This is a genomic window from Pseudomonas fluorescens, assembly GCF_040448305.1.
GTDB lineage: Bacteria > Pseudomonadota > Gammaproteobacteria > Pseudomonadales > Pseudomonadaceae > Aquipseudomonas > Aquipseudomonas fluorescens_BH.
The window spans coordinates 4,486,505-4,505,513 of sequence record NZ_CP148752.1 but is presented as its reverse complement, the minus strand read 5'-3'; the positions used below and the strand labels follow the sequence as shown (position 1 = coordinate 4,505,513).

Sequence of the window (19,009 nt, the reverse complement as noted above, 5' to 3'; positions counted from 1 at the left end):
TCGCGAGCAAGCTCGCTCCCACAGGTTTTCGATTCCAGCAACAACGCCAGGTAGGCACGGGCAACTGACTCAATCCCTGTGGGAGTCGTTCACCCGAAAGAACGCGGTTATCTCGTCATGATCTTCCAACAATAAGAGTCCATCATGAACACTAACGCCAAGTCCGCCCCGAGCGTGTCCAGCCTCGACGAAAAATCCGTCGTCGAGGGGCATTCGATTGACTTCATCCCCGAGAACGAGCGCACCGACAAGCTGGCCAGTCAGGGCCCGTTCTGGTTCCTCGGCAATTTCACCTTCTTCACCATGACCATCGGCTTCGTCGGCCCAAGCGTCGGCCTGACCGCGCTCTGGACCACGCTGGCCGGCACGCTGGGCATCATGTTCGGCACGCTGTTCATGGCGTTCCACGGCTCCCAGGGCCCGCACCTCGGCCTGCCGCAAATGATCCAGTCCCGTGCACAGTTCGGTTATCGCGGGGTGATTTTGGTACTGCTCGCAACGCTGTTCGTGTTCGCCGGCTTCAACATCGTCAACCTGGTGCTGATGATGCAGGGGCTGCATACGCTGTTCGGGTTCAACCCGGCGGTGATCGCGGTGGCGGTGACCATCCCGGCGGCGGTGCTGGCGATTCTCGGCCATGACTGGATGCACCGCAGCTTCAAATGGGCGTTATACCTGTCGTTGCCGCTGTACGGCCTGGTGACCGTGGCGGTGGTGATGGGCTGGGTGCCGGATGCGGTGCTGCCGGCACTCGCGGAAGGCGAAGTGGCCCGGGAACCGCTGGGTTTCAACTGGACCGGTTTCATCGCGCAGTTTGCGGCGGCCGCCAGCTACAACATCGCCTATGCGCCTTATGTGTCGGACTACTCGCGCTACCTGCCGAAAAACACCTCCAGCGGCAAACTGATCGCGGTGGTGTTCCTCGGGGCGTCGCTGTCCGGTGCGTGGATGATTTCCGTGGGTGGCTGGCTGGCCGATCACCTGCACTCCACTGACGTGCTGGTCGCCCTCGGGCAAGTCGGCAACACCGTGTCGCCGCTGGTGGGCACGGCAGTGGTGGTGGTCACCATCCTGGCGTTCCTGCCGGTGATCGCGATGAACATCTACAGTGCCAAGCTGACCACGCTGACCTGCGTCGACTCGATCAAGCACATCGAACCCACCCGCAAGGCACGCATCCTGGCCATCGGCTTCGTGATCCTGCTGCAACTGGGCGTGGCCCTGAGCATCCAGAGTTCCGGCAAAGGCTTGTCGGTGCTGGGGATCTACCTGGTGGTGATGCTGTACTTCCTGGTGCCCTGGACCTCGGTCAACCTCACCGACTACTTCTTCGTGCGCAAGGGCCGCTACGCCATCCCGCACTTCTTCATGCCCCACGGCAACATCTACGGCAGCTGGGGACTGCGCGGTATCGCCGCCTATGCGATCGGTTTTATCTCGATGATCCCGTTCTTCTACATCTACGACGGCGTTGAACAACGCGAGGTGTATGTCGGCCCGCTCGCCAAGGCGCTGGGCAGCATCGACATCGCCTGGCTGGTCGGGCTGATCGTGTCGGGCGTGGCGTACTACTGGCTGAGCCGCTCGATCGATCTCAAGCGCGAGGAGGCGGTGATCCAGCAGATCGAGAAAAACTCCCCGCAATACACCACCGGTGACACGCTGACCCACAAACAGCAGCCAGTGCCGGTTTTCACTGAATCGACGGTCGGGAGATAGTCATGACCACGCAAAGAATGTCTACGCAAAAATACGACTACATCATCATTGGGGCAGGCTCGGCAGGTTGTGTGTTGGCCAACCGCCTGAGCGAAGACCCGGCCACCTCGGTGCTGGTCCTGGAATTCGGCGGCAGTGACAAGAGCGTAGTGATCCAGATGCCGAGCGCATTCTCGATCCCGATGAACACCAAGAAGTACAACTGGCGCTACGAGACCGAGCCGGAGACCCACCTCAACGGCCGACGCATTCACTGCCCACGGGGCAAGGTGCTGGGCGGTTCGTCGTCGATCAACGGCCTGGTGTATATCCGTGGCCATGCGCTGGACTTTGACGAGTGGGAATCCCTGGGTGCCGAAGGCTGGGGCTATCGCAACTGCCTGCCGTACTTCAAGCGCGCCGAGAGCTACGAGTCGGGTGGCGACAGCTATCGCGGGCAGACCGGGCCGCTGCACACCACCAACGGCAACCACATGAAAAACCCGCTGTACGGTGCCTGGGTCGAAGCCGGCGCGGAGGCGGGCTACATCAAGACCGAAGACTGCAACGGCTACATGCAGGAAGGTTTCGGCGCGATGCACATGACCGTGAAGAACGGCGTGCGCTGTTCCACGGCCAACGCCTACCTGCGCCCGGCCATGGGCCGTCCGAACCTGACGGTGATCACCCATGCGATGACCCGTCAGATAATCCTCGAAGGCAAGCGGGCGGTGGGGGTCATGTATGACCACGGTGGCCAGACTCACCAGGTGTATTGCAACCGCGAAGTGCTGATCTCGTCCGGGCCGATCGGCTCGCCGCACCTGCTGCAACGCTCGGGCATCGGCCCGGCGGACGTCCTGCGCAAGGCCGGGATCGGCGTACGCCATGACCTGCCGGGAGTAGGGGAGAACCTGCAGGATCACGCCGAGGTGTACATCCAGTTCGGCTGCAAGGAGCCGGTGACCCTCAACAACAAGATGGACCCGCTGAGCAAGCTGATGATCGGTCTGCGCTGGCTGCTGTTCAAGGACGGCCTGGGCGCCACCAACCACTTCGAGGCCGGTGGTTTCATCCGCTCCGAGAAGGGCTTGCGCTGGCCGGACATCCAGTTCCACTTCCTGCCGGCAGCGATGCGCTACGACGGCAACAAGCCGATCAAGGGCCATGGCTTCATGGTGCTGACCGGGCCGAACAAGCCGAAAAGTCGCGGCTATGTGCGAGTACGCTCGGCCGACCCGTACGAGCATCCGGAAATCCGCTTCAACTATCTGGAGCGGGAAGAGGACCGCGAAGGCTTCCGCCGCTGCATTCGCCTGACCCGCGAGATCATCGGCCAGAAAGCCATGGACCGCTTCCGCGATGGCGAAATCGCCCCGGGCGCCCAGGTGACCAGTGATGAAGACCTCGACGCCTTCGTGCGTGACAACCTGGAAAGCACCTACCATCCATGCGGTTCGTGCCGCATGGGCGAGGACGACATGGCGGTGGTCGATTCCGAGTTGCGCGTGCGTGGCATCGCCGGTCTGCGGGTGATCGATTCGTCGGTGTTCCCGACCGAGCCGAACGGCAACCTCAATGCGCCGACCATCATGCTTGCCGAGCGGGCCTCGGATCTGGTGCGTGGCGCACAGATGTTGCCGTCAGCGGATGTGCCGGTGGGGTTGGTGGAAGGCTGGGAAAGCAGCCAGCGTACTTCGTTGCCGGGGCGTAACGTCCGCGTCTGACCACACCCCGCAATCCAATGTAGGAGCGAGCCTGCTCGCGATAGCGGTCTGTCAGTCAACTTCACTGTTGAATCTGATGGCCTCATCGCGAGCAGGCTCGCTCCTACAGGGGGCGACGGTGCTTTCAGGAAAATAGTGCGTTGCTGTTACGTCGCCATTGCTAGTCTGTAATTCCTTGAGACCCCAATGGAGCACCCTCATGGCTATTCAGGCCCTGCGCGCCGACGCATCGCACATCGACCAGATCGCACCTTTGTTTGACGCCTACCGGATGTTCTACAAGCAGCCGTCGAACCTCTCGCAATCGCGCGCCTTCATCGCCGAACGACTCGCCCGGGATGACTCGGTGATTTTTCTTGCCCAGGACAGCGACGGCGAAAACCTCGGCTTCGTCCAGCTGTTCCCGACCTTTTCCTCGATCGATGCCCATCGCACCTGGCTGCTCGGTGATCTGTTCACCACGCCTGCCGCCCGGGGCAAAGGCGTCGGCACCTTGCTGATGAACACCGCCCGGGATTTTGCGAAGCTGGCCGGCGGCAAAGGCATGACCCTGGAAACCGCCACCGACAACCTCACCGCCCAGCACCTGTATGAATCCCTGGGCTGGGTGCGCGACCCCGGTTACTACACCTATTGCCTGGATCTGAAAAAAGACTGAGTCAGCGATCCTGTTCGCCAAACACCGGCCGCATGAATGAACGCTCGTAGCTGAGGATGAATTTCCTGTCTTCGGCGTACTTGAACGCGGCGATGCACTCAGGATCGTTCATCGATTGCTGCCGGTAATGCTCGTACGTGGCCAGGCTGGGGAAGGTGAACAGCGCCAGGGCGATATTGTTGGCGCCCTCCGAGGGCAAAAAGTAGCCGTGGTGCTGGCCGCCGAATTTTTCCACCAGGGGAATCCACAACTTGCCGTAGTGCTCGAATGCGTCGAGCTGGTAGGGATCGAGCACGTATTTCAGGTAGCAGGTCACCATTGTTTCGTTCCTTGATCAGGTTTTGAGGGCAGTCGCCACTGTAATCAACCGTGGGCGCCCGGCACAGCCGCTTTTTCGACATTGACCGGTAAGTTTGCGCCAGAGGCAGGTGCTGGCGCCGCCGCACTATTGGTTCAGTCAATAGTCACCATCAAGAATCGCAAGTTCTGTTTTTTGCGCAAAGGCGGAAAATCGCCGGCATTGAACACGCTGCTCAAGGAACCTGCGCGATGAAAATCTTGACCCGACTGGCTGTGATTGCCCTGTTGCTGGGCAGTGTTGCATCCACCGCATCGGCCTTTGCCGAAGACGCACGCACCTGCCATCTGCCGCCCATCACCGCTAGCCAGGGCGGGCTGCAATACGGGCAGACGGTCGGGGTGCTGTACAGCGAAAACACCGTGGAAAACCTGCAATACCTTGAGCAATACCACTCGGTGGCCGTCAACGGTGCGAAGAACGCACTGGACGCGCGGATTCGCCAGGCGTTCGTCAACAGTTCCGACCCGGACCTGGCCATCGACTGGCTGATGGGTTCGCTGCACCACACCTTTGTGTCGGTGACGGTCTACGACAACCTCGATGCGCTGGTGCAGGCCCATCCGGATGTGGTGGTGATGCTCGATACCCACAACCAACTGCTGACCCAGCGTAACGACCGGGTCGAGGCGCGTTTCGCCGCGCGGTTCTACGACGCCAACCTGCAGTACATCGGCAAGGCCGAAGGCGCGGTGGAAAAACAACTGCCGTCGGTGTGGGTGCATGACAAGACCGCACCCGAGATCGCCGCGCAAATCGAACAGCAACGCGACCTGCAACTGACCGCGCTGAAACAGTTCGATGCGTCGTTGACGGCGCTGGTGACCGCCGGATTGACCGCAACAGCAAATTAATCAGACCGACGCCCATTGAGCGGCGGGCAACCCGATCCACCGTGGATTTCTATTCAGGACCTGATACATGCGCACTGTTTTTGCCCCGAGCCTGGTATTCGCCTCGCTGCTGCTGGCCGGTTGTGCCACGCCGAACAATCCGACCATGACCTTGCAGACCAGCAAGTCGCCCGAGGAGTACACCCATTGCGTGGTGCCGAAGTTGCAGCACAATGCGCTCAACCCAACGGTGTCGCAGACCCAGCGCAGCTACCGCATCGTCATCCCGAGCAAAGTGGCGGCGGACAATGTGCTGGAAGCCTATAAAGCCTCGAACGGCGGCAAGGTGTTCCTGTACGAGCGCAAGCTATTGGCTTCGACCTTCGTGCCGTCGACGTTCGAACGTGCGGCGCAGGAGTGTCTGTAAGCAGAATTCCAGGCAAAAAAAAGCTGCCGGGACTGGCAGCAGAAAGTTAAAGCACGCATTGAATGACTTGATTATGCCGCCCGGTTCATGACGATTCGATGACGGCTTGATGGCCATTCATCAGGATGCCGTTAATTCGCTGACTGCCAACTAATAGTGGTGTGGGTCAGATCTCCCGGCGCTGTCATCTGGGTGTCATCGAAGCAATGGCAAGATCCTCGCAATCCGTCTTGAGTGCCCGACGGCCGCCAGTCCGCCGGCAGATGAATGTGCAAGGAACCCCCTATGAAAGACGCCCCGCTGTTTGCCGCCATCGACCTGGGCTCCAATGCGTTTCGCCTGATGATTGGCCAGTCGGTGAGACGGAACCAGCAGATGGTCATCCAGGAAGTGAAAACCCTGCGTGAACCAGTGCGTCTGGCCGAAGGCCTGCAGGGCGGGGCACTCGATGAGTTGGCGCTGGACCGGGGCTGGCAGGCGCTGGCGCGATTCGGCAAAAAACTGCGCGGTTTCGAGGCCGGGCGCGTGCGGGCGGTGGCCACCAGCGCGGTACGCGAAGCGGACAACGCGCCGCTGTTCCTGGCCAGTGCCGAACGCCACCTGGGCTTTCGCATCGACGTCATTTCCGGTCACGAAGAGGCGCAACTGGTCTACGCCGGCGTGGCCCACACCTTGCCGGCGCAAACCACGCGGCTGGTGGTGGATATCGGCGGTGGCTCCACGGAGATGATCATCGGCCGTGGCAACCAGCTGCTGGTCACCGAGAGCATTGCCATCGGCAGCGGCACTTTCGGTGCGCGTTACTTCCACGGCGGGCGGATCGTGGCCGAAGCGCTGCTGGAGGCCGAACGCGAGGCCACCGTGCAATTCGAACGCATTGCCCGGCGTTACCGCGCCATGGGCTGGCAGCAGGCGGTCGGCTCCTCCGGGACGGCGCGGATGCTGGCCAAGGTGCTCAAGGCCAATGGCCTCAATGATGACGGCCAAAGCGGCATCACCTACGGCGGCCTGTTGCGCCTGTCGTTGCGCCTGCTGGAGGTCAAACATGTGAAACACCTCAAGCTGGCCGGTTTGCCCACCCATCGCCTGAGCATTTTGCCCGGCGGCCTGGTGGTGATGCTGGCCGCGTTCAAGGTGTTCGGGATCACGCAAATGATTGCGTCAGAACCGGGTTTGCGGTTCGGCGTGCTGCATGGATTGATGAGCAAACACTAAAACACCCAGCCAGCAGAGGTAAAACCATGACCGACCCCCGTCGCGTGCTGTTCGTCTGCGCCCGAAACGATGTCCGCTCACCCATGGCCGAAGCCCTGTTGCACCACATCGATCCTGCCGATTTCCAGGCCTTCAGCGCCGGGCTCGAGGCCACCGAGATCGACCCGCGCACGTTCGAATCCCTCGATCACATCGGTGTCGATGCCAGCGGCTTGCGCAGCAAGTCCCTCGAGGATTTCGAAGGCCAGGCATTCGACTACGTCATCACCCTGTGCGACAAGTCCTCCGAAGAGGCCTCGCGCATGCCGTTTACCGCGGAAGTGATGGTCTGGAGCTTCGAAGACCCGACCACCAGCGAAAGACACGACCCGTTCCGCCATACCCTCCAGGAAATCGGCGACCGCATCAAAATGTTCGTCACCGTGAAAACCCGCCCCGTGCCCCAGGTGCCGTCAGTCAGCGATTCCTGAAAACCTTCGAACAGCGTCTACCCTCATCGGTCACAACCATCATGATGAGGGTCGAAACGGTGATGAAAACGGACAAGGTTGACTCAAACGAAGCCTCGGCGCTGATCGACGAACGAATCCGGGAACTGGCCGACTGGCGCGGCGAAACCCTGGCACACGTCCGCAAGATCATCTGCCAGGCCGACCCCGAAGTGATTGAAGAGTGGAAGTGGGGTGTGCCGGTATGGTCCCATGCCGGCATCCTTTGCACCGGCGAGACCTACAAGCAAGTGGTGAAGCTGACCTTCGCCAAGGGCGCTTCACTGGACGATCCGTCGAAGCTGTTCAATGCAAGCCTTGAAGGCAATACGCGACGTGCCATCGATGTCCACGAAGGTGAGCAAATCGATGAAAAGGCATTGGCGTCGTTGATTAATGCAGCCATTGAACTCAATACCTCGCGAACCAAAAAGTAACTCAGTACACAGACCCCCTGTGGGAGCGAGCCTGCTCGCGAATGCGGACTGACATTCAAAATCAATGTCGACTGACACACCGAATTCGCGAGCAGGCTCGCTCCCACAGGGGACGGTGCCCACCTGACCGTTTTGGATATCCTCAGCTGTCATGTTCCAATAGCCGGTAATGTAAAACTGGAAACGCAATATGAAGAAAATCGCCGCCCTGACCCTCGCCCTGGCGCTCAGCGCTGGCCTGTTCAGCACTCCCACCCTTGCTGCCGGCGATGTCCAGGCCGGGGAGAAAGTGTACAAGCGCCTCTGCAGCGGCTGCCATCAGATCGGTGAATCGGCTCGCGCCTTCTTTGGCCCGCAACTCAATGGCGTGATCGGTCGCCACTCCGCCGTCACCACGGACTACGTGTATTCCGATGCAATGATGTCAGCCAACCTGGTCTGGGACCGCGAAACCCTGATCGCCTACCTAGAAGCGCCGAAGAAGGTCGTGCCCGGCACCCGCATGATTTTCTGGGGCCTCAGCGACCCGGAGAAAATCGAAGACCTGCTCGCCTACCTGCAAACCTTCCCGGCGCAGTAATCACACTGTGGCCTGCGGGTCGGTCGCCAGATTGTCGACCAGCCACTCGGTGAAGGCCCGCGCCATCGCAATGTTTTCGCTGTCACGGTGGGTCAGCAGCGCCCAGTTCGGGCCGCGGATGGTTTGCTCCACCATCGGCTGCAACAGCCCGGTGGCCCGCGCCTGCCGACTCAGCAACTGGCTAACCAGCGCAATGCCCAGCCCGGTGCAGGCCGCGTCCAGCAGCAAACCCGGATCGGAAAAGTTCAATCCCTGATCCATCTGCCCCACATCGATGCCCGATTCCACCGCCCAGTGGCTCCAGTCCATTTCCCGCTCGCCGTGCAGGGTGGTGCGCTGTTCCACCGGTACGGCCAACAGGCTCGGGTGACACGCCGGGTAGAGGCGGTCGGCGTGCAGCACCTTGAAGCTGCACTCGGCCTGGGAACCGATGTCGTCGCGCACCGCCAGGTCGATGGTCTGGCTGGCCATGTCGGGCACTTCATCGGTGCTGAAAATCCACAGATCGACCAGCGGATGCTGGCGACGGAAATCCCCCAGACGCGGCAACAACCAGTGCCGGGCGAACGCCGGGGTGGTGTTGAGCACCAGTTGATTGGGTTTCTGGTATTGCCCCAACCGGCGAATGCCCACCGCCAGTTGTTGCAACAACGCCTGGGTGGTGCTCAGCAGATCATGACCGGCATCGGTCAGGCTGACGCTGCGCCCGCTGCGATGGAACAGCGGTTGTTCCAGGTAGGCCTCAAGGCTGCGGATCTGCTGGCTGATCGCCGATTGGGTGAGGTGCAACTCGTCGGCGGCCTTGTGAAAACTGCCCAGCCGGGCGGCGGCTTCGAAGCCGCGCAGGGTGCTCAGGGGCGGCCAGTGTTTGAGCATATCGATAAGTTCCTCTAATCAGTTGTCTGCAAAATCCATCGTTTGTTTGCCCGTTTTACCAGCCGTAGCATGCATGCCAAGACCGCCAAGGCCGTTTTCATTGAACACAATGACTTAACTCAGAGGTACTTGTCATGCAGCAGAACGTAATTCAAAACAGCGCTTGGACGATGCCGGCCGAATGGGTCACCCACGCCGCCACCTGGATGGTCTGGCCGCACAACAAGACCCTGTGGGAGTCAGGCTGGCGGGTGACACTGCCACAGGTACAAGAAGACTTCGCCCGGGTGGCCAATGCCATCGCCCGCTTCGAACCGGTGAAGCTGGTGGTCGATCCTTCGGCCGTCGCCAGTGCCAAGGCCTTGTGCGGGCCGAACATCGAGTTGATCGAACTGGCGGTCAACGACAGCTGGTGCCGTGACTCCGGCCCGAGCTTCGTTTGCCACCCGCAGCAAGGCCTGGCCGGTGTGAGCTGGCGCTTCAACGCCTGGGGCGGCAAGTCGGCCCACGATCTGGACGAAAGCCTGGCCCGCCGCGCGCTCAATCATTTGGGGCTGGAGTGTTTCGGCACGGCACTGAGCAACGAGGGCGGCGCGATTCATGTGGACGGCGAGGGCACGCTGATCACCACCGAGTCGGTGTTGCTCAACCCCAACCGCAACCCGGGCGTGACCAAGGCCGAGATCGAAGAGATCTTCACTCGCCTGTTGGGCGTGAAGAAAACCATCTGGCTGCCGGGCGACCCAGACTACGTGACCGGCGACATGACCGACGGCCACGTCGACGGCGTGTGCGCCTTTGCCCGCCCCGGCGTGTTGCTGGTGGACGCCACCCACGACCAGAACTCTGTGTACGCCACAGTCGCACGGGAAAACCGTCGCGCCCTTGAACTGGCCACCGATGCCCAGGGCCGCAAGTTCGAGCTGATCGAACTCTATGAAGCCTCCGATGCGGTGGACACCGAGGCTGAAGTGTTCTGCGCCTCCTACACCAATTTCTACATCGCCAATGGCGCGATCATCATGCCGGCCTATGGCATCGATGCCGACAAGGTGGCGGCCGAAGTGCTGACGCAGGCATTCCCCGGACGTGAAGTGGTGCCGGTGCGGATCAACCATCTGGCCCATGGCGGCGGCGGTGTGCATTGCATCACCCAGCAACAGCCGGCCTGGTCGGTGCGGGGTTGATGCCATGACAACGCTGACCATCGCCACCACCCAGATGCCCTGCACCTGGGACCTGAAACACAACCTCGACCAGGCCGAGCAACTGGTCCGCGAGGCCGCGGCCAAGGGCGCGCAGGTCATCCTGTTGCAGGAGCTGTTCGCCACGCCGTATTTCTGCATCGAGCAGCACCACAAACACCTGGCGCTGGCCGAGGAGTATCGCGACAGCCACGTGCTCCAGCGCTTTGCCGCATTGGCCAAAGAGTTGGGCGTGGTGCTGCCGTTGAGCTGGTACGAGAAAGCCGGCAACGCCTACTTCAATTCGTTGAGCGTGGCCGACGCCGACGGGCGCCTGTTGGGCGTGTACCGCAAGACCCACATCCCCAACGCTATCGGCTATCAGGAGAAGGAATACTTCAGCCCCGGCGACAGCGGTTTCCGGGTCTGGGACACCGCGTTCGGGCGCATCGGCCTGGGCATCTGCTGGGACCAGTGGTTCCCCGAAACCGCCCGCTGCCTGGCCTTGATGGGCGCCGAAGTGCTGCTGTTCCCGACTGCCATAGGCTCGGAGCCGGGCTGCGCCACGCTCGATTCCCGGGATCACTGGCAAATGACCATGCGCGGCCACGCCGCCGCCAACCTGCTGCCGGTGGTGGCGGCCAACCGGGTCGGCCGGGAAGCGGCGACCACCGACCCGACCCTGCAAATGAACTTCTACGGCTCGTCGTTCATCTGCAATCACAAGGGCAAGTTGCTCGCCGAAGCCGACCGCGACAGTACCGGCGTGCTGGTCCACAGCCTGGATCTCGCGGCCATGCGCGAAGACCGCCTGACCTGGGGTATCTACCGCGACCGCCGTCCGGACATGTACGGCGCCTTGTTGACCCAGGACGGTCGTCAGATCCACTCACGCTGGGCAACCCAAGGGGTGTGACATGAACACGATCAACAAGCTGTGCCTGGCCATGGGGCTGGCGCTGGGCTGTGCGGTGTCTGCGTTGCACGCCGAGGAGAAAACCCTGCGCCTGTACAACTGGGCCGACTATTTTGCCGAGGACACCCTTGGCAAGTTCACCGCCGAAACCGGGATCAAGGTGATCTACGACGTGATGGACGGCAGTGAAACCCTGGAAGCCAAGATGCTCGCTGGCGGCAGCGGCTACGACCTGATCTTCCCCGGCGACACCGTGGCCGAACGCCTGATGCGCGCCGGCAGCCTGCAACCGCTGGATCAGTCCAGAATCATCGCCCTGAACGACGTCGAGCCGGGCTTGCAGAAACTGCGCTCGCACTATGAGCAGTCGCGCCAGGCCACGGTCCCGTATACCTGGGGCACCATCGGCCTGACCTACAACGCCGAGCAGATTGCCCAGCGTGCGCCGGACGCGCCGGTCAATAGCCTGGACATGCTGTTCAAGCCGGAACTGGCGGCGAAGTTCGCCGACTGCGGCATCTCGATGATCGACTCGCCGGACGAAGTGCTGGCGGTGGTGCTCAACTACCTCGGCCGCGACCCGCGCAGCGCCAAACCGGCGGACCTGGCGGCGGCCAGTGACTTGCTGATGAAGTTGCGGCCGTACATTCGCAAGTTCCAGTCGCAACCGGTGACCGACCTGGTCAACGGCAATCTGTGCATGTCCCTCGGCTACAGCGGCGACATGACCCAGGCGCAACGCACGTCGGACAGTGCCGGCAAGAAAAGCACCTTCCACTACCGCATTCCCCGGGAAGGCACCACGGTGTGGATGGACACCATGGCCATTCCCGTTGACGCCCGGCATCCGGAGTACGCCTACGCCTTCATCAACTTCGTGATGCGCCCGCAGAACATGGCGGCCATCAGCAACTTCACCGGCTACCCGACCTCCAACGCCAAGGCACGCCCGGATGTCGATGCCGCGATGCGCAACAACCCGGACATCTACCTCGATGAAGCCACCTACGCGCGGCTGATTCCCGGCAAGGACATTCCCCAGGCCGACATGCGGGCACGCATGCGCACCTGGACCAAATTCAAGACCGCTACAGTCAATTGATCGCCGGCCGGCCCGAGGGCCGGCCAAACCTCGATTTCAGGAAAACACATGCCGACACGTCGAACATTCATCAAGCAGGTATCAGTCGCCGCCGGGCTGGGCGCGGTGGCGTCCATGGGATTGGGCTTTGCCTGCCTGCCGGTGCGAGCGGCCGGCAACGGCAAGTGGTACATGCCCGATGAAGGGGACAAACACCAGCGGGCCTTCATTGCCTTTGGCGCCCAGGCCGCGATCTGGGAGGACTTCACGCCCCACGTGCAAGATGCCCTTGGCCGGATCGCCCGCAGCATTGCCGAATACGAGCCGGTCACCGTGTTCTGTCGCCAGAGCGAACGGCGCCTGGCCGAAGCCAAATGCGGCAGCCACAACACCACCTTCGTGATCACCGAACTGGACGACATCTGGATGCGCGACATCGGCGCCAATTTTGTTGTCGATGGCAATGGCGGCCTCGGCGCCGTGGACTTCAACTTCAACGGCTGGGGCAACAAACAGCAGCATGAGGACGATGCGCAATTGGCCGCCCAGGTCGCCGAAAACGCCAAGGCGGACTACCTGCGCAGCGAACTGGTGGGCGAGGGCGGTGGCATCGAAGTGGACGGCCACGGCACCGGGATCATGACCGAAAGCAGCTGGATCAACCGCAACCGCAATCCCGACTGGACCAAGGCCGAGGTCGAAGAGGAACTGAAACAACGGCTGGGCCTGCGCAAAATCATCTGGCTGCCGGGCATCAAGGGCAAGGACATCACCGACGCCCACGTCGATTTCTATGCGCGGTTCGTCAAGCCCGGCGTGGTCATCGCCAACCTCGACAACGACCCCGAGTCCTACGACTACAAGGTCACTCGCGCCCATCTGCAGATACTGGAAAACGCCACGGATGCCGATGGCCGCAAGTTGCAGGTGCATACCGTGTCGCCACCGCTCAACCCGCGTAACAGCCAGTTCAGCAAAGACAATCAGGACTTCGCCGCCGGCTACATCAACTACTTCGTGATCAATGGCGCGATCATCGCTGCGCAATTCGGCGACGAAGAAGCCGATGCCAAAGCCTTCGACCTGCTGTCCGAACTCTACCCGCAGCGCAAGGTGGTGCAACTCGACATCGACGCGATCTCCGCCGGTGGTGGAGGGATTCACTGCGTGACCAGTCATCAGCCGATGGTTTAACGGTTACACATGATCTGAGTTGGAACACCGGACCTGTGGGAGCGAGCCTGCTCGCGATGGCGGAGTGTCAGTCAATATGTTGTTCACTGACCCACCGCCATCGCGAGCAGGCTCGCTCCTACAGGGATTTTGGTGAGTCAGATAAGTCAGGCCTTGCTGGACTTCAGGTAAGCCCCGAGGCGCCGCCCCATTTCCTCACCCAATGCCTGCAAGCCACTCAACGGCCGCACCATCACTTCAAACTCGACAATCTTGCCCTGTTCGTTGAAGCGGATCATGTCGATGCCCTTCAGCTCTTTCCCGCCGACCCTGGCACTGAATTCGAGGATCACGTTCAAGCCATCCGCCGTCGCCAACTCGCGGTGATAGGCGAAATCCTCGAACACGTTGATGACCGTGTTGAGGATCATCGACACCACCGGCGCCCCCGGATACGGCGTATGCGCCATCGGCGAACGGAACACCGCCTGCGGATCGAGCAGTTCTGGCAAGCCGCTCAAGTCGCGCTTGCCGATCATCGCGTGCCACTGCTTCAGGGACGCTGCGACGTTGTGGTTCAGGTTCAGCTCGGACATCTTCAACTCCTGTTTTTTATTTTTGTGCTGCGAAAGCGTTGGTCGATAACCCTTGCGGCGTCGTCGGCCCATTGACGGTAGAGCATCGGCCCCGGATGAAAACCATCGCTGGCCATCAGGCCCGGTGCGGGCGCAAGCGGGGTAGTCAGCATCGTACATTGATCCAGGCGTGCGGCCAGATCCGCAAGCTGTGCGTTGAAACGCCGCGCCCTGAAACCCAGAAACCAGCGCAATGGTTGCGGCAATGCGGGGAACAAATGCATCGGCGGTAGCGGCGACACCACAATCTGCCTCACCGCGAACTTGTCACACAGCAGCGCCATCAAACGCTGTTGCCGAGCGAGCCACTGATCCAGGGTGAGTGAGCTGGTGACATCGTTGACGCCAATCGACAACAGCGCCACATCGAACGGCTCGGGGGCATGCTGTTCGAGCAGCTCCAGCAACCCTTGCGAGTCCAGACCCGAGCGCGCCCAGAGTTTCCACGAAACCTGGTAATCATCGGCCAGTCGCTCGACCAGCCGACCGCTGAGGGCTTCACCTTGAGTCGCCGCACCCACGCCTGCAGCGGCGCTGTCGCCGACTATCAACAACCGCAACACGTCGCCACTGCCGGCATCGCCCTGACGTTCACCTTCGGCCTCGGGCAACTTGGGCGTCACCCGCCTGGTGTAGAGACCTTGCGCCAGCAACACCGGGCCGAGGAAGATTTTAGCGAGGGTTTCAGTGTGGCTCATTTGAGGTTATCGCCCCACAACACACAACTCGCCCGTCGCACGAATCATCGCCTGGCCATGCAGGTAATCCTTGATCAGCGCGGAGCGTTCGGTGGCCAGCCATTGCGGGCAGTTTGGGTCTTTGCGATAGGGCAGGAACGCGGCGTACTGCGTGAGCAGCAGGTTTTGCAGGGTGTCGAGCTTGGGCCGGATGTCGTTGCCCAGGTCCGGCCGTGGCGTGTCCGGTGCCTTGTGCGCCGCTTGCCATTGTGCGATTCGGCCGTATTGCACCAGTTTGCTGGCTTCGATCTGGGCGGCGATCAGGTCGGCGACATCGTCGGGGTCGAGCTGGCGCTGGGTGGCTTGCGCGCGGGCGTTGGCGATGACTTGCGCTTCCCGGGTGTTGTCCTGGACCGGTTTGCCGCTGTCCCACTTGGTCAGCGCCACCAGTTCGCTGATGTACAACCGCTCATTCATCGTCGCCAGCAAGGGCTGCAAGGCATCGGGCGCCGGGGGCGTCGTGCCGGCCTGGGCACCGCCAGCGAACAAACCGAGCAGGGCGCAGGCCAGCCAGTGCGGCAGGCGTGGGGAACGGGACATGGGCAGAACCTCCTTGGACGCAAAAATCACTCCGGCTTGTTTATCACAAGTGCGACCAGGGAACGACAGGTTGCGCAGGATTCAGGCCAGCAACCGTTCAATCTGCGCCAGCTCCCAGGTACTGAGCAAACTCACCGGGTCGGTGCCGAAGCGTTGCCCGTTGTCGAACACATATTCACGGCCATCGGGGCTTTGGCCGTGCAGGCAGTGGCGCAAGTGGCCGGCGTCGACTTCCAGCGTCAGGCGCCAGCCGTCGATGTCGACCCGTACATGGCCAGACTCGCAGACGTCGTCGATTCGCTGGAAGGTGCAAATGCCCTGGGCGGCATCGCGCAACGGCTGGTAAACCTCGCGGGCGGTGAGGGCGGGCACAGGTGTCTCCGGGGTGAAATCGGAGGCACAGGATAAATCATCGCCATACAAAAAAACCTGGCAGATGCGGCCTGGACTCTGTAGGAGCGAGCCTGCTCGCGATGGACTTGAGAGCGCCGCGTTTAGCCAGTAAACACGCGTTATCGTTAACGACCATCGCGAGCAGGCTCGCTCCTACAGGTTACTCATTGCTTGCTCTATTTTCGGTCCAACGCCGCCTCCGCCGCGGCAATTTCAGCCTGGCGCTTGACGATCATGTCGCCCACCGGTGGCCCCTGGAAGCGCCGGGCTTCAAAGCCGAACCAGACGATGGCCGTCAGCACCAGGAAACCGATGGTGATGTACAGCGCCCAATCGTTCGGTGGCTGGATGCCGATGATGAAAATGATGAGCATCGACAGGATCGAGAGAATGGCGAACACCGAGTACCAGAAACGCCCCATGTTCCACGGTCCCATGGTCGGCCACTTCGACGTACCAAAGGTAAACAGGCCGAGCGCGATGGGAATGGCGAAGGAGAAGAACAGGAAGATCACCGTGCAGGACACCACGATGGTATAGACCGGCGTTGTCCCGATCGAGATCACCGACGATCCCCAGACGAACAACACCGCGAGGGTGGCACCGGTCCAGATCGCCGCCACCGGGCTGCGATGGGTCGATGAGACCGAGGACAGCGCTTTTGAGCAGGGCAGGCCACCGTCCCGGGAGAACGCGAAGATCATCCGTGAAACCGAGGTGACGGTGGCCAGCCCGCAGAGCACCTGCGAGATGAAGATCGCCACGAAAAGCACGAGTTTCAATGTCGGGTCGACCTGGGTGTTCATGGCCCAGAAAAACACGTTCCAGCCTTGCTTGGCCGCCTCGTCCATGTTCGGCAGCATCAGCACGAACGCGCTGAGCATCAGCCAGCCGAACAGCAACGACCAGACCACCGACATGACCATGCCGCGCGGCACCGACATGGCCGCATTGCGGGTTTCCTCGGAGGTGTGCGCAGAGGCGTCATAGCCGGTGATGGTGTAGATCGGCAACAGCAGCCCGAGCATGAACACCCAGCCGTTGGAGACCTGCGGCCAGACGCTGCCGCCCACCTCGCCGGAATAGTTGCTGAAGGTCCACAGCCGCGCGAACTCATAGCTGGGTGCCGATATCAGGCAGACGGCGGTCAGGGCCAGCGCCGTGGCGAAGATCAGGTAGCCGGAGAAGTCAGTGAGCTTGGCCGTCAGGCCGATGCCCAAGTGGTTGCACAAGGCCTGCAGGCCGGTGAGGATCGCCAGGAAAATCACCCGGACCGTGGTCGTGTCCTCCATGCCCAGTGCCGGTCCGAAGGCACCGAAAAAGAAATAATAGGTGCCGACGTTGATCGCGCCCAGCACCGTGACCAGCCCCAGCAGGTTGAACCACGCGGTCAGCCAGCCGGTGAAGCGGTTACCGAGAATCGAGCCCCAGTGGTACAGGCCGCCAGCGGTGGGGTAGGCCGAGGAAATCTGCGCCATGGCCATGGCGAATACCCCGGAGATCAGGCAGCCGATCGGCCAGCCGATGCCGATGGATATCCCACCCGCGCCCGAGGTGCCCTGGGCCAGGGAGTTGATGCCACCCGAGAGGATGCAGATGATCGAAAAGGAAATGGCGAAGTTGGAGAAAACCCCCATTCGTCGTGAGAGTTGCTGGGCATAGCCCATGCTGTGCAGCACCTTGACGTCATCGTCGTGCGTTTCGGTGCCCGGCTGGCTTGCTGGGTTCATGATGTGTGCCCCTTCAGGTTTTGGACAGGTCGAACTGAGCCGCCGTAGGCTCGACCTTGGTTTTCTGTAGGAGCGAGCCTGCTCGCGATGGACTTGAGGATGACGCGGGGTGTCAGGCTCCCCGCGTCATCGTTGGCGTTCATCGCGAGCAGGCTCGCTCCTACAGACGGCCGTGAAACGCCGCGTCGAAAATCTTTGCCACGCCGTCCCGGGTCAATGGCAGCGGGTTGCCGCTGGCGGAGGGGTCGACAATCGCCATGTCCGCGATCAGGTCGGCCTGCCGGTCATCCACGCCCAGTTCAAACAGGGTATGGGGCACGCCGATGTCCTTGCGCAGCTTGAGGACGAAGGCCAGGAAACTGTCGAACCCCGGCGAGGGCAGGCGCAGGTACGCCGCCAGGCGGGTGATGCGCTCCTCGATGGCCGAGCGATTGAACTGCAGGACATAGGGCATGAAGGTGGCGTTGGTCATGCCGTGATGGGTGTCGTACAGCGCACCCACCGGATGGGAGAGCGCATGCATCCCGCCCAGGCCTTTCTGGAATGCCGTGGCGCCCATGGCCGCCGCCGCGAGCATTTGCGCGCGGGCCTCAAGGTCCGACGGGGTGTGTACCGCCTTCACCAGTGAGTTGGCCACCAGGCGCATGCCTTCCACGGCAATGCCATCGGCCAGGGGGTGAAAGCCGGGGGCGCAATACGCTTCCAGGCAATGGGATAACGCGTCCATGCCAGTGCCAGCGGTGATTTTCGCCGGCATGCCGACGGTGAGGGCTGGGTCGCTGATCACCACGCGGGGCATCATTTTCGGGTGGAAGATGATGCGTTTGGTGTGGGTGCGCTCGTCGATGATCACCGCCGCACGCCCGACTTCGGAACCGGTTCCCGCCGTGGTCGGCACGGCAATGACCGGGGCGATGCGACTGTCGTCGGCGCGGGTCCAGTAGTCGCCGATGTCTTCGAAGTCCCAGACCGGGCGGGTCTGGCCGCTCATGAAGGCAATCAGCTTGCCCATGTCCAGGCCACTGCCGCCGCCGAACGCGATCACGCCATCGTGCTGGCCGGCACGCCAGGCGTCGAGCCCGCCGGCCAGGTTGGCTTCCACCGGGTTGGGCTTGAGGTCACAAAACAGCGCCACGCCAAGACCGGCGGCGCGCAATGCGTCGAGGGCCGCCGTGGTGATCGGCGCGCGCGCCAGGCCGCTGTCGGTCACCAGCAAGGGGCGCTGGATACCCTGGCTGCGACAGACCTCGGCCAACTCGGCAATGCGCCCGACACCGAAACGAACGCTCGTGGGGTAGTTCCAGTTTCCTGTCAGGTTCATGG

General features: G+C 61.9%; 21 protein-coding genes. 13 read left to right on the top strand and 8 right to left on the bottom strand.

The window, feature by feature from the left end:
• The first annotated feature begins 144 nt into the window (after window positions 1–144).
• From WHX55_RS20465 to WHX55_RS20455, 3 genes are all read left to right on the top strand, one after another.
• Window positions 145–1,719: a cytosine permease gene (locus tag WHX55_RS20465; RefSeq protein WP_353741189.1), complete on the top strand. Its 1,575-nt coding sequence runs from the start codon at window positions 145–147 to the stop codon at window positions 1,717–1,719.
• Between the two features lie 17 nt (window positions 1,720–1,736).
• Complete coding sequence (gene betA / locus WHX55_RS20460; RefSeq protein ID WP_150726062.1) at window positions 1,737–3,425, top strand: choline dehydrogenase; 1,689 nt, start codon at window positions 1,737–1,739, stop codon at window positions 3,423–3,425.
• 199 nt (window positions 3,426–3,624) lie between these two features.
• On the top strand, window positions 3,625–4,083 hold the full coding sequence (locus tag WHX55_RS20455; RefSeq protein WP_353741188.1) for a GNAT family N-acetyltransferase: 459 nt from the start codon (window positions 3,625–3,627) through the stop codon (window positions 4,081–4,083).
• 1 nt (window position 4,084) lies between these two features.
• Here WHX55_RS20455 and WHX55_RS20450 read toward each other — a convergent pair whose 3' ends face one another.
• Window positions 4,085–4,402, bottom strand: a complete 318-nt coding sequence (locus WHX55_RS20450; protein ID WP_150671671.1) for an NIPSNAP family protein — start codon at window positions 4,400–4,402, stop codon at window positions 4,085–4,087.
• Window positions 4,403–4,632: 230 nt separating this feature from the next.
• Between WHX55_RS20450 and WHX55_RS20445 the strand changes: the two genes are divergently transcribed.
• The 6 genes from WHX55_RS20445 to WHX55_RS20420 all read left to right on the top strand — a co-directional run bounded on the left by WHX55_RS20445 (window position 4,633) and on the right by WHX55_RS20420 (window position 8,421).
• On the top strand, window positions 4,633–5,295 hold the full coding sequence (locus WHX55_RS20445; protein ID WP_353741187.1) for an ATPase: 663 nt from the start codon (window positions 4,633–4,635) through the stop codon (window positions 5,293–5,295).
• A 67-nt stretch (window positions 5,296–5,362) separates the two neighbouring features.
• Complete coding sequence (locus tag WHX55_RS20440) at window positions 5,363–5,701, top strand: hypothetical protein (RefSeq protein ID WP_353741186.1); 339 nt, start codon at window positions 5,363–5,365, stop codon at window positions 5,699–5,701.
• Window positions 5,702–5,986: 285 nt separating this feature from the next.
• Window positions 5,987–6,916: a Ppx/GppA family phosphatase gene (locus WHX55_RS20435; RefSeq protein WP_353741185.1), complete on the top strand. Its 930-nt coding sequence runs from the start codon at window positions 5,987–5,989 to the stop codon at window positions 6,914–6,916.
• A 26-nt stretch (window positions 6,917–6,942) separates the two neighbouring features.
• Window positions 6,943–7,386, top strand: coding sequence for an arsenate reductase ArsC (locus WHX55_RS20430; protein ID WP_353741184.1), 444 nt, complete (start codon window positions 6,943–6,945; stop codon window positions 7,384–7,386).
• 62 nt (window positions 7,387–7,448) lie between these two features.
• Window positions 7,449–7,841 (top strand): DUF1801 domain-containing protein, encoded by a 393-nt coding sequence (locus WHX55_RS20425; RefSeq protein ID WP_353741183.1) that lies wholly within the window; start codon window positions 7,449–7,451, stop codon window positions 7,839–7,841.
• Between the two features lie 190 nt (window positions 7,842–8,031).
• Window positions 8,032–8,421: a cytochrome c family protein gene (locus WHX55_RS20420; protein ID WP_353741182.1), complete on the top strand. Its 390-nt coding sequence runs from the start codon at window positions 8,032–8,034 to the stop codon at window positions 8,419–8,421.
• Here WHX55_RS20420 and WHX55_RS20415 read toward each other — a convergent pair whose 3' ends face one another.
• A complete protein-coding gene (locus WHX55_RS20415; protein WP_353741181.1) occupies window positions 8,422–9,297 on the bottom strand; it encodes a LysR family transcriptional regulator in 876 nt (291 codons plus the stop codon).
• Window positions 9,298–9,431: 134 nt separating this feature from the next.
• Here WHX55_RS20415 and WHX55_RS20410 point away from each other — a divergent pair, with 134 nt between their 5' ends.
• The 4 genes from WHX55_RS20410 to WHX55_RS20395 are packed head-to-tail and all read left to right on the top strand — an operon-like array spanning window position 9,432 to window position 13,672.
• On the top strand, window positions 9,432–10,484 hold the full coding sequence (locus WHX55_RS20410; RefSeq protein WP_353741180.1) for an agmatine deiminase family protein: 1,053 nt from the start codon (window positions 9,432–9,434) through the stop codon (window positions 10,482–10,484).
• 4 nt (window positions 10,485–10,488) lie between these two features.
• Window positions 10,489–11,397 carry an N-carbamoylputrescine amidase gene (gene aguB, locus WHX55_RS20405; protein ID WP_150725986.1) on the top strand — a complete coding sequence of 303 codons (909 nt, stop codon included), beginning with the start codon at window positions 10,489–10,491 and terminating at the stop codon, window positions 11,395–11,397.
• Between the two features lies 1 nt (window position 11,398).
• On the top strand, window positions 11,399–12,499 hold the full coding sequence (locus WHX55_RS20400; RefSeq protein ID WP_353741179.1) for an extracellular solute-binding protein: 1,101 nt from the start codon (window positions 11,399–11,401) through the stop codon (window positions 12,497–12,499).
• Window positions 12,500–12,547: 48 nt separating this feature from the next.
• Window positions 12,548–13,672 carry an agmatine deiminase family protein gene (locus WHX55_RS20395; protein WP_353741178.1) on the top strand — a complete coding sequence of 375 codons (1,125 nt, stop codon included), beginning with the start codon at window positions 12,548–12,550 and terminating at the stop codon, window positions 13,670–13,672.
• 146 nt (window positions 13,673–13,818) lie between these two features.
• On the opposite strand, the gene WHX55_RS20390 is transcribed toward WHX55_RS20395, so the two are convergent.
• The 6 genes from WHX55_RS20390 to WHX55_RS20365 form a co-directional block, all read right to left on the bottom strand.
• Window positions 13,819–14,247, bottom strand: coding sequence for a nuclear transport factor 2 family protein (locus WHX55_RS20390; protein ID WP_353741177.1), 429 nt, complete (start codon window positions 14,245–14,247; stop codon window positions 13,819–13,821).
• A gap of 2 nt (window positions 14,248–14,249) precedes the next feature.
• On the bottom strand, window positions 14,250–14,984 hold the full coding sequence (locus WHX55_RS20385; protein WP_353741176.1) for an SGNH/GDSL hydrolase family protein: 735 nt from the start codon (window positions 14,982–14,984) through the stop codon (window positions 14,250–14,252).
• A 6-nt stretch (window positions 14,985–14,990) separates the two neighbouring features.
• Window positions 14,991–15,563 (bottom strand): chorismate mutase, encoded by a 573-nt coding sequence (locus tag WHX55_RS20380; protein WP_353741175.1) that lies wholly within the window; start codon window positions 15,561–15,563, stop codon window positions 14,991–14,993.
• A gap of 81 nt (window positions 15,564–15,644) precedes the next feature.
• Window positions 15,645–15,935 carry a hypothetical protein gene (locus tag WHX55_RS20375; RefSeq protein WP_150725994.1) on the bottom strand — a complete coding sequence of 97 codons (291 nt, stop codon included), beginning with the start codon at window positions 15,933–15,935 and terminating at the stop codon, window positions 15,645–15,647.
• 197 nt (window positions 15,936–16,132) lie between these two features.
• Window positions 16,133–17,686, bottom strand: coding sequence for an amino acid permease (locus tag WHX55_RS20370; RefSeq protein WP_353741174.1), 1,554 nt, complete (start codon window positions 17,684–17,686; stop codon window positions 16,133–16,135).
• A gap of 160 nt (window positions 17,687–17,846) precedes the next feature.
• Complete coding sequence (locus WHX55_RS20365) at window positions 17,847–19,007, bottom strand: iron-containing alcohol dehydrogenase (protein ID WP_151215122.1); 1,161 nt, start codon at window positions 19,005–19,007, stop codon at window positions 17,847–17,849.
• Window positions 19,008–19,009 lie beyond the last annotated feature (2 nt).

Coding starts and splice junctions, on each gene's coding strand:
- WHX55_RS20465 (WP_353741189.1), top strand. CDS start 145: ATGAACACTAACGCCAAGTCCGCCCCGAGCGTGTCCAGCCTCGACGAA.
- betA (WP_150726062.1), top strand. CDS start 1,737: ATGTCTACGCAAAAATACGACTACATCATCATTGGGGCAGGCTCGGCA.
- WHX55_RS20455 (WP_353741188.1), top strand. CDS start 3,625: ATGGCTATTCAGGCCCTGCGCGCCGACGCATCGCACATCGACCAGATC.
- WHX55_RS20450 (WP_150671671.1), bottom strand. CDS start 4,402: ATGGTGACCTGCTACCTGAAATACGTGCTCGATCCCTACCAGCTCGAC.
- WHX55_RS20445 (WP_353741187.1), top strand. CDS start 4,633: ATGAAAATCTTGACCCGACTGGCTGTGATTGCCCTGTTGCTGGGCAGT.
- WHX55_RS20440 (WP_353741186.1), top strand. CDS start 5,363: ATGCGCACTGTTTTTGCCCCGAGCCTGGTATTCGCCTCGCTGCTGCTG.
- WHX55_RS20435 (WP_353741185.1), top strand. CDS start 5,987: ATGAAAGACGCCCCGCTGTTTGCCGCCATCGACCTGGGCTCCAATGCG.
- WHX55_RS20430 (WP_353741184.1), top strand. CDS start 6,943: ATGACCGACCCCCGTCGCGTGCTGTTCGTCTGCGCCCGAAACGATGTC.
- WHX55_RS20425 (WP_353741183.1), top strand. CDS start 7,449: ATGAAAACGGACAAGGTTGACTCAAACGAAGCCTCGGCGCTGATCGAC.
- WHX55_RS20420 (WP_353741182.1), top strand. CDS start 8,032: ATGAAGAAAATCGCCGCCCTGACCCTCGCCCTGGCGCTCAGCGCTGGC.
- WHX55_RS20415 (WP_353741181.1), bottom strand. CDS start 9,297: ATGCTCAAACACTGGCCGCCCCTGAGCACCCTGCGCGGCTTCGAAGCC.
- WHX55_RS20410 (WP_353741180.1), top strand. CDS start 9,432: ATGCAGCAGAACGTAATTCAAAACAGCGCTTGGACGATGCCGGCCGAA.
- aguB (WP_150725986.1), top strand. CDS start 10,489: ATGACAACGCTGACCATCGCCACCACCCAGATGCCCTGCACCTGGGAC.
- WHX55_RS20400 (WP_353741179.1), top strand. CDS start 11,399: ATGAACACGATCAACAAGCTGTGCCTGGCCATGGGGCTGGCGCTGGGC.
- WHX55_RS20395 (WP_353741178.1), top strand. CDS start 12,548: ATGCCGACACGTCGAACATTCATCAAGCAGGTATCAGTCGCCGCCGGG.
- WHX55_RS20390 (WP_353741177.1), bottom strand. CDS start 14,247: ATGTCCGAGCTGAACCTGAACCACAACGTCGCAGCGTCCCTGAAGCAG.
- WHX55_RS20385 (WP_353741176.1), bottom strand. CDS start 14,984: ATGAGCCACACTGAAACCCTCGCTAAAATCTTCCTCGGCCCGGTGTTG.
- WHX55_RS20380 (WP_353741175.1), bottom strand. CDS start 15,563: ATGTCCCGTTCCCCACGCCTGCCGCACTGGCTGGCCTGCGCCCTGCTC.
- WHX55_RS20370 (WP_353741174.1), bottom strand. CDS start 17,686: ATGAACCCAGCAAGCCAGCCGGGCACCGAAACGCACGACGATGACGTC.
- WHX55_RS20365 (WP_151215122.1), bottom strand. CDS start 19,007: ATGAACCTGACAGGAAACTGGAACTACCCCACGAGCGTTCGTTTCGGT.